At 48.2% G+C, this 12,462-nt stretch carries 16 protein-coding genes and 1 pseudogene; 7 read left to right on the forward strand and 10 right to left on the reverse strand.

Translation table 11 applies throughout. The annotated features are described in order from the left end of the window. Positions 1-167: 167 nt before the first annotated feature. Together SJI19_RS21655 and SJI19_RS21660 are read left to right on the forward strand one after the other, a co-directional pair. Positions 168-482, forward strand: coding sequence for an I78 family peptidase inhibitor (locus SJI19_RS21655; RefSeq protein ID WP_323480341.1), 315 nt, complete (start codon positions 168-170; stop codon positions 480-482). Between the two features lie 228 nt (positions 483-710). After that, positions 711-950 carry a DinI-like family protein gene (locus SJI19_RS21660; protein ID WP_323480342.1) on the forward strand — a complete coding sequence of 80 codons (240 nt, stop codon included), beginning with the start codon at positions 711-713 and terminating at the stop codon, positions 948-950. 126 nt (positions 951-1,076) lie between these two features. Here SJI19_RS21660 and SJI19_RS21665 read toward each other — a convergent pair whose 3' ends face one another. Beyond that, positions 1,077-1,721, reverse strand: a complete 645-nt coding sequence (locus SJI19_RS21665; protein WP_323480343.1) for a Qnr family pentapeptide repeat protein — start codon at positions 1,719-1,721, stop codon at positions 1,077-1,079. 637 nt (positions 1,722-2,358) lie between these two features. On the opposite strand from SJI19_RS21665, the gene SJI19_RS21670 reads away from it, so the two are divergent. Then, positions 2,359-3,048, forward strand: coding sequence for a haloacid dehalogenase type II (locus SJI19_RS21670; protein ID WP_323480344.1), 690 nt, complete (start codon positions 2,359-2,361; stop codon positions 3,046-3,048). A gap of 415 nt (positions 3,049-3,463) precedes the next feature. Here the strand turns inward: SJI19_RS21670 and umuC are convergent, their stop codons facing one another. The 3 genes from umuC to SJI19_RS21690 all read right to left on the reverse strand — a co-directional run bounded on the left by umuC (position 3,464) and on the right by SJI19_RS21690 (position 5,635). Continuing rightward, positions 3,464-4,732: a translesion error-prone DNA polymerase V subunit UmuC gene (gene umuC / locus SJI19_RS21680; RefSeq protein WP_323480345.1), complete on the reverse strand. Its 1,269-nt coding sequence runs from the start codon at positions 4,730-4,732 to the stop codon at positions 3,464-3,466. Positions 4,733-4,734: 2 nt separating this feature from the next. Next, the gene (gene umuD, locus SJI19_RS21685; protein ID WP_323480346.1) at positions 4,735-5,154 is read right to left on the reverse strand and encodes a translesion error-prone DNA polymerase V autoproteolytic subunit; all 420 of its coding nucleotides are present in this window, start codon (positions 5,152-5,154) and stop codon (positions 4,735-4,737) included. A 220-nt stretch (positions 5,155-5,374) separates the two neighbouring features. Then, positions 5,375-5,635 carry a hypothetical protein gene (locus tag SJI19_RS21690; RefSeq protein ID WP_323480347.1) on the reverse strand — a complete coding sequence of 87 codons (261 nt, stop codon included), beginning with the start codon at positions 5,633-5,635 and terminating at the stop codon, positions 5,375-5,377. Between the two features lie 460 nt (positions 5,636-6,095). Here SJI19_RS21690 and SJI19_RS21695 point away from each other — a divergent pair, with 460 nt between their 5' ends. From SJI19_RS21695 to SJI19_RS21705, 3 genes are all read left to right on the forward strand, one after another. Next, a complete protein-coding gene (locus SJI19_RS21695; protein ID WP_323480348.1) occupies positions 6,096-6,383 on the forward strand; it encodes a HigA family addiction module antitoxin in 288 nt (95 codons plus the stop codon). 564 nt (positions 6,384-6,947) lie between these two features. Beyond that, complete coding sequence (locus tag SJI19_RS21700; protein ID WP_323480349.1) at positions 6,948-7,187, forward strand: DUF4160 domain-containing protein; 240 nt, start codon at positions 6,948-6,950, stop codon at positions 7,185-7,187. Then, the gene (locus SJI19_RS21705) at positions 7,177-7,590 is read left to right on the forward strand and encodes a DUF2442 domain-containing protein (RefSeq protein ID WP_323480350.1); all 414 of its coding nucleotides are present in this window, start codon (positions 7,177-7,179) and stop codon (positions 7,588-7,590) included. The genes SJI19_RS21700 and SJI19_RS21705 overlap by 11 nt, the downstream gene beginning before the upstream one ends. Positions 7,591-7,805: 215 nt before the next feature. Here the strand turns inward: SJI19_RS21705 and SJI19_RS21710 are convergent. The 6 genes and pseudogenes from SJI19_RS21710 to SJI19_RS21735 all read right to left on the reverse strand — a co-directional run. Then, positions 7,806-8,051: pseudogene (locus tag SJI19_RS21710) on the reverse strand (phage portal protein); the annotation flags it as partial. Further along, positions 8,041-8,202: a hypothetical protein gene (locus SJI19_RS21715; protein ID WP_323480351.1), complete on the reverse strand. Its 162-nt coding sequence runs from the start codon at positions 8,200-8,202 to the stop codon at positions 8,041-8,043. The pseudogene SJI19_RS21710 and the gene SJI19_RS21715, both read right to left, overlap by 11 nt. Further along, a complete protein-coding gene (locus SJI19_RS21720; RefSeq protein WP_323480352.1) occupies positions 8,199-9,929 on the reverse strand; it encodes a terminase large subunit in 1,731 nt (576 codons plus the stop codon). The genes SJI19_RS21715 and SJI19_RS21720 overlap by 4 nt, the downstream gene beginning before the upstream one ends. Beyond that, a complete protein-coding gene (locus SJI19_RS21725; protein ID WP_323480353.1) occupies positions 9,926-10,420 on the reverse strand; it encodes a phage terminase small subunit P27 family in 495 nt (164 codons plus the stop codon). The genes SJI19_RS21720 and SJI19_RS21725 overlap by 4 nt, the downstream gene beginning before the upstream one ends. 119 nt (positions 10,421-10,539) lie before the next feature. Next, the gene (locus tag SJI19_RS21730) at positions 10,540-10,890 is read right to left on the reverse strand and encodes an HNH endonuclease signature motif containing protein (RefSeq protein WP_323480354.1); all 351 of its coding nucleotides are present in this window, start codon (positions 10,888-10,890) and stop codon (positions 10,540-10,542) included. Positions 10,891-11,058: 168 nt separating this feature from the next. Further along, a complete protein-coding gene (locus SJI19_RS21735) occupies positions 11,059-11,586 on the reverse strand; it encodes a hypothetical protein (RefSeq protein ID WP_323480355.1) in 528 nt (175 codons plus the stop codon). Positions 11,587-11,864: 278 nt separating this feature from the next. Here SJI19_RS21735 and SJI19_RS21740 point away from each other — a divergent pair, with 278 nt between their 5' ends. After that, positions 11,865-12,317 carry a hypothetical protein gene (locus SJI19_RS21740; protein ID WP_323480356.1) on the forward strand — a complete coding sequence of 151 codons (453 nt, stop codon included), beginning with the start codon at positions 11,865-11,867 and terminating at the stop codon, positions 12,315-12,317. Positions 12,318-12,462: the final 145 nt, after the last annotated feature.

The raw sequence follows: 12,462 nt of genomic DNA on the forward strand, positions 1-12,462 counted from the left end.
TCTTACCATGGACATAATGCTGTGACTAATCAATGTAATCCCTAATGCTGCGGCACAGGTTTATGTGAACAGTCCATGTTTCAAAAACGAGACGCACTGCAGATTCTTTTTTGAGCAAGAAGAGGTATTGTTTACCCATCATTCTGTAATCTTTTTTGGACGAGCCCATGCAGACCATGTCACTGGCTTTTGTCTTGCTTTCAATCCTCACCGCTACAGCATGCAGTAGCAACACGTATAAACCTGACGGGCCATCGTCATCCTTCGACCATGCACTCCCCAATGCATTAGAAGATACCTGTGGGGCGGCGAACTATCGCAACCTGCTTGGAAAACCTGACAGCATGCTTGATGATATGCATTTTACCACCCCAATGCGCTTGATCAGACCAAATCAGCCGGTAACGATGGACTTTAGACAGGAGAGGATAAATTTCAATTCAAATGATAAACATATCATTACTCATATTCATTGTGCTTAAAAGTAAAATCGCCACTGTATTTAATAGGTTACGATCTTAATATCATCTCAGTAACAATTCAAGATTCTGCACTTAAGACTTACCTGCTCGCGTCGTCAAGCGCTAACTACATTGTATCAAGTTTGCAAGAAAAAGGGGTCATAACTATTGCATAGAGACCATCAAAAGCTGTATAAATTAACAGTTATTACGATACGACGTGGCTGTTAAAGGAAGAAGGCAAGATCTATGCGTGTTGAATTGATTTATGATAAACGGAATGTAGCAGGACTTGAAAATGCAGGGGAGCTCATCAAAGCGGAACTCACCAAGCGGGTTCATCGGGTTTTTCCCACAGCGGAGGTTAAGGTAAAGGCCATGCAAGCCAACGGTATTAATACCGACGCCAACAAACAGGAAAAGGCTGTCCTTAATCGCCTACTCGAGGACATGTTTGAAGAGGCCGACCAATGGCTGGTTGCTGAATAAATCATCTCTATTACCGTTAGCCCTGGCGATTTTTGTCAGGGCCCAGAGGATGGGCAAAGCACAAGCACAAGCACCATTATCTCATTAAATCAGCCGAATACATCATTGAGCCCATTCAAGCTCGACTTATTCAATAACGTTTATACCTAGTCTTTCCAATAATATCGAAGCTTGGCTAGAATCGAGTTTGACACCGTCTAAATCCACATTGCGAATATCAAGATCACCTAAAGATGAATTAGTTAAGTTGCAATGAGTGAAATTAGCAGAATGCCAATCAAAAGAGTTAAATTCACCGCTAGACAGATCAGAACCACTGAAATTAGCGCCTAAAACATTGGCGCCATCCCAACGATTTTCCCATAACTCGCATTTTTCTAAAATGACTTTGGAAAAATTAGCGTAACTTAAATTACTTTTCGTTATATAAGCACTACAGAACCAACTCCGTGTAGTAATCATATTCATGAAACTAGCGCCACGAAAATCGATACCTTGCGCTCGACACTCATTAATCTCAAGGCCTAACGCATTAGCAGATCTAAAACTGCTCATACTTAAATCACAATTTTTAAAGCTAGCATCTTTTAATTTTGCTCGATTAAAATCACATCCTATTTGGTTTTCCTGATCATAGAATTGACAATTAATAAATCGGGTATCGGTTAAATCTACATTAGAAAAATCACAACGTATAAATTTACAATTATCAACAACACTTTCAGTAAATTTATCGCTACTGAATTTCTCGTCCTGGTAAAGATATGACATACCGCACCCACTCTTAAAATTAGATATTATAGTTAATCGTTGTTAATTAACATTGAGATTTTTTATCGAACCAAAGGAGAACGGTACGTCGCCAGAATTCGGTTTTTCAATTATACCCATGAACTCACCCCCACACTCAACAAGTCCATTACTGTGGATTAGTTATACCCTGATACGTGCAGGTTGTAAATCAGAGCACCACCCTGAGCGGTATCCCAGAAAAGGGAAAACTCACCCTACGATGTGGGTTGCAACGGTCTTAGTTGAGACGATGTTGGCGCGCACTGCACCGCAACACTCGAACCAATTCTGATAGCCAGCAGCAATATCACGGACAACGCAATTTACCACCCGCGCATCTTTATGGCTGCCGATTGCGCTGACTGCATTAACGGCGAACAGCATAGAATTTCTTGGTAAATCTGGATCTTTCCAGCCTACCGAATCAACCTGTCCACAAGGCTCAATGCCTGAGTGCTAACGCCGGGGATGGGGATTATTTATAGCCTGGCGCGGTTTGGAATAGATCGCCCACATCTATTGAGTGCATTTTACATACAACAGGTCACCAACCACTATGTCTAATTGTGGCATATACTTAAATGCATTCAATATGGTATTAACCCGAGGATTCAGTATGATGGCCAGATTGCCTTTACTTGTTTTTGATGTCAATGAAACACTACTCGATCTGGAATCGTTGACGCCCTTCTTTTCCCGTCGTTTTGGTGATAAAAACGTGATGAGGACATGGTTTGCGCAATTGGTTCTTTATTCTCAATCGCTCTCACTAACAGGAGGATATATCCCGTTCGGCATTCTAGGGGCCGAAGTGCTGAAAATGGTAGCCGCGACCTTACGCGTAAACATAAATAAAGAGGATTTTGCTGAACTTAAATACCTCATTGAAAATATGCCAGCCTTGCCAGAAGTTGCTGGCGCATTGACGCAACTACAAAACGCGGGGTTTAGACTGTTCACGCTGACAAACAACCCTCAGGCAACGTTAACAACCCAATTAACGCATGCAGAACTCACTGGTTTTTTCGAGCGTCATTTTAGCGTTGACGATAGCGTAAAATGTTACAAGCCCGCGCCGAGCGTATATCAATATGTGGCAACCGAGCTACAAGTATCCGCCAATGCGTTATGTTTGGTTGCCTGTCACACGTGGGACATTATCGGGGCAAGATCAGCGGGCTGGGATGCAGCCATGATTTTGCATAGTGGTAATGCACAGCTCGGTGCTGGTGGCCAGCCACATGTTATAGGCAATAATGTTTCTGATATAGCGGATAAATTAATAGCACGCTATGTCACTGTGTGATTGATGGCATTTTGTTCTCTCGGCATCGGTGAGGGAAAGCACGGATACGTCCGTTGTACGCCGCCGATACTGTAAACATCGTCTAGCATTACGCCCACTTTTTGATAACGCACCACCGGCAAAAATATACTGTCCGGGCAAGCCATCGCTACTCGGATAATGTCACGTACGGCGGATGGATATCAGTCCACATCCACCGCCTTGCTCGTAGCGGCTCTTGCTGGTTTCGCTAGGCGGGCTAGATTTTACATAATCATCGGCTTCAATTATCAGCTCAGCCGATGCTTTACTCCGTTCACCTATCCCCTCTCGCCTCGTTATTTCCTTTGTATGAGAGGTTGGCCGAGCTGGAAAAACCAGCCTGCCGTCATTGATGACGTCGAACTCCAGGGATAAGCGCCTGGTCAATAACCCATCAGTTTGCCTTAACAATTGGCAACTCTTTATAGCGGGTGGTATACGCCGGTGACAGCATTTCCCGTTTCATCTTCCATAACTGTTGAATCCCTTGCCCAGCAAACCACACGGCACCCTTGCCTGAGTGATTTATCCCGTCCAACACTCGCATGAGTGCCTCGCTATTCGCTTTGGGCTTGAATTCATCAAACAGTGCCAGTTGCGCAACGCCACTACTGTAAAAATCCCCTAGCATTACGCCCGCTTTTTGATAGCGCATCCCAGGCATAAATATTCTGTCCAGGCAATCCATCGCTACTCGTATAATGTCCCGCGTGTCGTTACTTGGAATAGCGAGGCCACCGGTCGCCTGATTACCGTAATAAGGCTCATCTAAGGAAAATGGGCTGGTCTTGATAAAAACAGATATTTTTTTGCAGTATTGATGCTCCACGCGTAATTTTTGTGCCGCACGTTCAGCATAGGCGCAGACAGCTTCCCTGACGCATTGATACGTGGTCGCCCGCTCACCGAAGGATCGAGAACTGATAATTTGCTGCTTGGTTGGCGCAAATTCTTCCATCTGCATGCATGACTCGCCACACAGTTCGCGAACTGTTCGTTCAAGTACCATGCTGAAATGCTTGCGGATAAAAGGCAGATGGCTATCAGCAAGCTGCAAAGCCGTGAATAGCCCCATACCGTTTAGTTTATTGGATATGCGACGACCCACGCCCCACACGTCCTCCACGGGCACTAGGGCCATGAGTTTTCGCTGCCTGATGGTCGATGACAAATCCACTACCCCACCAGTTTGTGTCCATAATTTAGCAGCATGATTTGCCAGCTTGGCCAGTGTTTTGGTCGGTGCTATCCCCACCCCGACCGTTAGTTTGGTACGTTGCTTTACTTGCTCCCTGACATTACGCCCAAATTGCTCCAAGCTCATGTAATGGCTCACGCCGGATACATCCATAAAGGCTTCGTCGATCGAATAGATTTCTATGGATGGTGCCATTTCCTCCAGAGTGGTCATCACCCGATTGGACATATCCGCATACAGGGCATAATTGCTGGAAAACACGGCAACCTGGAGCTTCTTTACCCTGTCTTTGATCTCGAAAAAAGGGCTACCGGTTTTGAAACCGAGTTTTTTGGCTTCAGCGGAACGCGCTATTACGCACCCGTCGTTATTGCTAAGAACAATAATGGGTCTGCCTTTTAAATCGGGGCGAAAAACCGTTTCACAGGAAGCATAGAAAGAATTCACATCCGCTAAGGCAAACAAGATCAAGGCGCCGAATGAATAATAAATGTCACCACGCCAAAGATCTCGATATTGTCATCGACACAAATGGAGATGGGTGGATACGCGGCATTCATGGGGAGAAGGCTTGGCGTAGGCGTCAATTGCAGTTGCTTCACGGCAAATTCACCCTCGATGGCGGCAATGACAATCTGACCGTGTTTGGCCGTCAGGGCACAGTCAACGACCAACATGTCCCCTTCGTTAATAAAACCCTCGATCATGGAGTCACCCGCCACCCGGACAAAATAGGTTGCTGCGGGATGGCTTACACATAACTGATTCAAATCTATTCTGTTTTCAATATAATCTTGTGCCGGGCTGGGGAAACCAGCATGCACACTTTCCGTAAATAGCGGGAGTGAAATAACGTCTGTAAGCTCAACTGTGCGGGAAAAAATCATAACCAAATGCTCAAATCGTAGTGACACTGTTGTTTTGTACAGTATAGGCGTAAATTAATGAGTTTGGAAAGCAATGACGTGGCAGATCAACATAGCCCGTTGAAGGTAGAGAAAATTTATTTTGTGCTCTATCGCGCAGGATAAGCAGACTGGGTGCTGCCGTTATCGGTAACGGGCAGCGATCCACTGGAAGGTTTTCATCAAATAGAACAAAGCCGGATCAATCTTCTTTTACGACTTTAAGCAGAGCCAGAGTCTTATCAGAAATCGATCTCCCCCTTGCCAAAAGCATGTCGTCATCTACCGGAATAGTTTCATCGGCCATTTGATTAAGTTCAAAAATCGTTTCAACAAGAATATCCCGTTGTTGAGGTGTTAACGTTCTAAGTATACCGATAAGCAATCGCTGGGTTGCAACAGAATTTTCTTCGAGGTCATGAATAAGTTGGCCAAGTCCAGGTGGAAATGTGTTTTCTGGCATTTTCTTTTCATCTTGTTTGAGTGATAGCTGCCACGATACCACTGCAACCTAGAGTGGAGAAGTGACCAAGCACAAAACTTATTTTTGACGTAAAACGTTATGAACGCAAACACCTGGCAGACCCGATCAATGATGCTCACTATCAGGTTAATTTGCGACTCAGCCAGTTGTATATCATGACAGTGAGTTGGTTTGGGGGTTTACCGACTGCTGTCGTCACCATTATTCGACGAGAAATGGCCATGACACCCCACCAGATTACAGACAAAAAGTGTTGCGTATGAGGGAACAGCATTATACTGTTGCTCAGTACGCAACACCTGCAAGCTACTTACTTCATGATTAAAAGCTTCAACACAAAGGATTGCGCCTGTTTTTCGAGGAAGAGTCGATTGCGGGTATCGACACTAAGCAGTCCGGTAAACTCCGCCTATGTCATTAATTACGAGGATTATCACTGATGACTATGTTTAATCCGCCGCACCCCGGTGAAATCATTGCAGAGACCCTGGACGATCTGAATGTCGGCATTCGTGAGTTCGCCCGAGCACTGCATGTCGCCCCCTCCACCGCCCAACGCCTGGTCAGCGGTCATTCTGCAGTTTCTCCGGAAATGGCCCTGAAACTTTCGGCGGTGCTTGGCAGTTCGGCAAAGTTTTGGCTCAATTTGCAAGATAATTACAGCCTTTGGGTTGTGCAGAAAGGAGTTGATACCTCACAGCTGCGCCGGTTGGTTGCAGCTGCCTGATGACCGCGACTCAACCATAGCCTCCCCACGCTTATGGCCACGCAGGTAATGATGCAGATGCAGAACAGCAATAACGGGCCATAGCAATACCTCACAAACCGCCCGATACGACCGTAAAATCGCGATTGTTCCGGTGGTGAGCGGTCAGAATAAATGAATGGTTATGCGCAGTGCGGAAAACATCTTAGGACGGTATCTTAGGAATGGCGAAAAACGGGCATAAAAAACCGTCTCACGACGGCATCAACTTGCTCATACTACTATGTTTTTATTACGAATTATTGGTGGTGCCCGGGACGGAACTTGAACCCATAAAGCCATAAAGCCATAAAGCCATAAAGCCATAAAGCCATAAAGCCGAGGAATTTTAAAAACCCTCAGCACGATTTGAAATCAAAGAGTTACATAAAATCAGCAAGTTATAAATCATTAATTTGGGTTTATTTGGATCATGGCGGTAGTGGTAGTCATCACCTAAGTCCCATAGTCAACGGCTTACCCTGCGCATTGCAATCCGACAAAATCCCATCTAAAATAACCTAAGCGTTTAGGTTTAGGTTGCCCATGCCAACAATTTTTAGATTTAAAGGATGGCGGGTGATGATTTACACCATGGATCATTTACCACCGCATGTACATGTCATAGGAACCAATGGCCAAGTTGTTTTTGTGTTACTACACGACGGCATTGAGTTGAGAGAGATGGCCGGCATAAAACCAAAGGAACTCGCGGAGATCGAAAAGGAGCTTCTTAAGCAACTTCCACAATTACAGGCAGCATGGGAGCAAATCCATGGCAACTAAAGCACAAATCGATGCAGCCGTACAGCGCGGCCAGGAAACAATGAACAGCCCTTTACGGGCCATTGCAGCCCGCTACGATGCCAAAGCGCAACGTGTCATCGTGACGTTGGCATCAGGTATCGAGTTGGCCATACCTCCGGCCATCGTGCAGGGATTAAGCACCGCTAGTGCTGCAGAACTGGAAAACATAGAGATTACGCCGCTGGGCAATGGGCTTTACTTTCCTACCATCGACGCCGATGTCTTTATCCCGGCGATAATGGATGGCTATACCGGAACCCGCAAATGGATGGCACGCGAACTTGGTCGCAAAGGCGGTTCAGCGACATCTGAGAAAAAAAGCGCTGCTTCAAAGGTGAATGGAAAATTAGGTGGTAGGCCTAGAAAAGCAAAAGTGGCTTGAATATCACTGAATACGGGTATTCCCGCATAGCATGCGGACATTCCATTTAAACAAAATCAGCATATATAGCTAATATGTTAAGCAAAAAAACACCCTATTTAATTGATTTAGTCAGAATGTAGTCACTTTGGGGAAATGGGGGCAAATCGCAGGCATAAAAAAACCGTCTCACGACGGCATCAACTTGATCATACTACTTTGTTTTTATTACGAATAAACGCCGGATGATCACGCGCCGGTTCGACGCCGTTAGCGGTCTTGCGCATCACATGCAACGGCATTTGCGCCACGGATGACGACAGCACATAAATACAGGCGTAAACCGCCGCCAGTTTCATGGCCGTCTCTGGGCTGACATACACATCGGCGGAAAACAGCCCCGCGTCGTCCAGGGTGTCGCCAGTCAGCGGGGTAGCCGGGTTCTCCAGGCTTTCGCTTCTAAATAGGGCATCAAAAAGCACGTTTTTTACTCCTGGCAGCCAGCAAAGCGAATAACAACAGCCCGGCGCCGGCCGCTTGCAGCATGATGGCCAGACCAAATTGCAGATATAGACCGCCCATCAGTGCGCCGAAACCGGCCACCCCGAGCATATCGATAATCAGTGATTTCATATAAAAAGCAGGTCTTCGTCAGGGTCTAGCGAGGAAAGAAAATCACCCGGCTCATTCATCATGGCCCGGCCGATGGCCATCATCAGCGCCACCGCGCCGTCGATTTTATTCTCGGCCGCCTGTTTGATGGGTTTAACCACATCATCATTGCCGGGGATGTTTTTACCGATCACGTTGCTGATACACCAGGTCATGATCGGGTTGCCATCGTGGTGAAAACGCCCGGACTCGATGGCCGCCTCCAGCTCTTTCATCGGGTCGCTCATATTGGTGTAGTTCTGCACGATAATGATCGGGTTGAGCGCCTCGTCGGCCAGCATATGCGATAAGCCGGTGGCACCAAACGGGTCGATGGCCGTCTCATCCACCGGGTTGAGCACATTGGCCGCCTTGGCCTCTTCCAAAATGTAGCGATAATCCACCTCCGCCCCGTCGGTGGCGATCAGCAGTTGCATTGTGACCCACTTTTGAAAGCGCTCGGCGCTGCGCCGGTCGTTATTATCCGCGCTGTACACGGTGTCATAAGGCACCCAGAAACGGGGCGCGACGCAGTAATAATGCCGTTTGCCCTGAATTTCCCGGGTGAACAGGCGCGCCATGCTGTTCATATCCAGTTTGCGGGCCAGATCCAGCGCCAATACGCAGGGTTGGCCCTCAAACTGCTCTAGGGTGAGGGATTTATCTTCGCAGTTACGCCAGCTCACCATGTTGTAAAAGGTTTCCCTGGCCGACACCCAAATATTCAGATGTTTGGTTTTAAAGATATTGGCCTGGCGGGCATTGTTCATGGCGCGTTGTTGCTGACTCAGCAAAAACTCGCTATAGACCGACACGCCCATATTGGGGTTAGCTTTGCGCAGCACATCTGGGGAGGTCCAGTCGTCGCCCTCATCTACCGTGTAAATCACCCCGAACAACTCGTCGTTGGGCACCGTGCTATTAAGCATGTCGATCACTTCGCGGCGCTTGTCATAACAGGGGCCTTCAATGTTGTAGCCGGCGGTGGTGATCGCCCACATCAGCGGCTGGCGGCGCGCGCCCATGCCAGTCAACATAGTGGTGTACAGCGCGTCGCTCTCATGCTCATGGTATTCATCGACGATGGCGCAATGGGGCGACGACCCATCACCCGGATTACCGATCACCGGCTCAAAGCGGGCGCCATCTTCCGGCCGGCTCAGGTTCGAGGCGTTGACCTCAATACCGAACGCCTCCAACAGCGCCGGCGTGCGTTTGCACATCAGCCGCGCCGGGCGAAATACTTCCCAGGCCTGTTTCTCGGTGGTGGCGCCGGAATAGACCTCCGCGCCAAACTCGTTATCACAGGTGAAACAAAATAGGCCCACTCCGGACGAGATCACCGATTTGCCGTTTTTGCGCGGGATCTCGGTGTACACCTCGCGAAAGCGGCGCAGCTTGCTGCCCTTATGCACCCAGCCGAACGCGGAACACACAATAAACAGCTGCCAGGGTTCGAGGGTGATCGGCATGCGTTTGTAGGCCCATTCACCCTTGGTATGGGGTAACAGTTGAATAAATTTCGCCGCCTTCTCGGCCAGGTCTTTATCAAACCGGAAGCGGAATTTTTTACCTTTTTCAGCGCTCAGATCGTCAATATGGCGCTGGCAGGCATCGATAACATACTGGCAGGCCGGGATCTTGCCGCGCACTACGTCGCGGGTATATTGATTGGCCGCGTTAACGTTGGGATAGGCTTTTCGGCTCACGTGGTGATCATCCTGATAAAAGGGTTTTCAATTTTGGCTTTACCGGCCAGGCCGATAAGCCGCTGGCGGCTGCTGGGATCCAACCCCAACAGCGAGCCGGTGGAGTTCATCTCGGATTCCTGCTCTTTTTTGGCGGTGAGTTCAGGATTTTTGATCGGGCCGCCGGTGGCCCCGGTCACGGTATTGCCTTGCGCCGCGATGTTCTTGACCGCCCGGCGCCAGATCTCATAGGCCACGCACCAGCGCTCGAGCACGGCTAAGTCCGTCACACAAAGAATGCCCTGGCCGCACAACTCTTTGGCGGTCAGTCGCCACATCACCGCCGCCAGCACCAGCCCGGCCTCGGTTAACCATTCTGGCGGCTCGACGCCTTTAATCGGGGTGAACACCGGTTCGTCTTTATTCAGGCTGCGCTTGCCAGGATTGCCGGCCAATTCCTTGCGGGCGGTTGGCTTGGCGCGACGCCCGGATCGCCCTGTCGCTCCAGCCATAGTCGCTCCAGTTTTAATTTCATTTTTCGCGGGTATAAAAATCAAAGGGGGCGGGCAGTACGGGACACAAAGGGCGGTAGAGATTTGATCCCCCCCTCACCCATCAATGATAATAGTTCTCACCCAAGCCGTTCCCTGGCCGTCTTGGCCTTGTGGCAGGGCCAACACAGACTTTCGAGGTTGCGGTCATCATCGGTGCCGCCGTGGGCCTTGGGGATGATATGGTCAACGCACTTGGCCTCCACCGCGCGCCCCTGGCGCTGGCAGTTCTGGCATAGGTACTTGTCACGCTTGAGGATACGCGGCCGGATGTTGTCCCACTGGCTGCCATAACCCCGTTGCTGTCTTGTCATGCCCGGCTTATAGCTGCTCCACCCTTCCCCACGGTGCGCGTCGCAGTAACCAGAAGGATCAATGGTGGTATTGCGGCAACCTTTCTTGCGGCAGGCGCGGGGGATACGTGGGGGCATAACGACTCCTGAATATAAAAAGCCACCCGCAACCAAGCCCAGGGTGGGCAGATGGGGGTTGCGGGTGGCTTTGCCTGCGCATTGAAGAAGCCACTCATGGAATGGCTACTGCGATGCCCATAAAAAAACCGCCCGAAGGCGGTTGATATTGATTCTGTTGGGTCACTTCTATCGTTTGATCCACAGGTCGTATTGTCTGCCATCATTGCGAGCGCATTCACCAATACCCTTATTGGATAATGAATTGAAGTTAAAAACGCAGCGAATAAACTTCCCATTGGGTGCTCTCATGTTAATCATGCCCTGACCTCGCGCCGATACTGTAGCCGTCATAGCCTGCCCGTAAACAGTTGAGACACCAGAAGTTGCCACGCCTGTCGCGAGTGAATATCCGCCGCCACTTTCCATGTATATAAACGAGCCGTTGTAGGCAGAATCTTCGACAACCGCATTAACGCTACCTTCGCCGCCCAGGGTATTCCCTGTCTTGCCGGCATACTCAATGCCATTTGTGCGGTCAATTAATTTTAGGTTTGCTGCGCATGCACTTAATAAAATAACCAAAAGAAATAGCAGAACTATTCTCATTTGATACCCATGAACATTGAGAATTATCGGTGTAAACACAATAACACTCATAGGAACAGTTTTTATGTTGATGAGCACATTTTCTACCCCACTTTGCAGCAACTGCATGGCCGATAACGAGGGAGCCTCGCTGTCTGTTTAAATTCACGCGCTCAACAGATGATAGGTGCTACTGCTCGGCTAATATGGGTGCTTTTTCGACAATACAGCAATCGGCAGTTACTGAAATATCTATACGGATATGTATAAATTTCCTATATTCGATGCTCCTGGCCGCCTTACGCTGTATTGTGTACAGCCCTCGGTATAGTATATGAACCAACAAAAGCCTCTCAACTTGTTTTTTTATCTCGTTGTTAATTATGGCTTTTTAATAAGGATAGAATATGAGTGAAATAATTAAACGGTCTTCAAAAAGTGCCGGTAATGCGGGTGAATACTACATTGCTTATATGCTTTCAAGGCTTGGCATTAGCGCAGCATTGACCACAAGCGGCACCAGTGCGGTAGATATCATAGCGACGATAGATGGTTCAAAGAGTATCAGCATCCAGGTCAAAGGATCATGGGCACGTAGTGAACCTCGCCAGTGGATGGTGGGAAAGCATATGCCCAATGTTTCCCCTGATTTTTTCTATGTATTCTGCAATATGTCAGAAACTATAGAAAACGTTTCAGCTCCCGAGGTGTTCATCGTACCGAGCCAGATTGTCGCCGATACATCCACATGGCACCATTCTGTACCCTTATTTAAGATACCTAAAGGAATGGATGACTTGTACAAAGACCAATGGGACATGATCTTACAGGCATTAAATCATGTAAATGAAAGTCATTAAAAAACCCCCCGGAGGCAGCTCTATTTATGATGATGATTCATTGGTATTTATTTCTTGCGTTCATCGATAAATGAGTGCGTGCATCATTGCTAATGTGGTACATGTAAGGCCGTGCGGCGGCGAGTAATGCGGTTGAGTTCAACAC

It is taken from the genome of Acerihabitans sp. TG2, assembly GCF_035013185.1.
Taxonomy (GTDB): Bacteria; Pseudomonadota; Gammaproteobacteria; order Enterobacterales; family Enterobacteriaceae; genus Acerihabitans.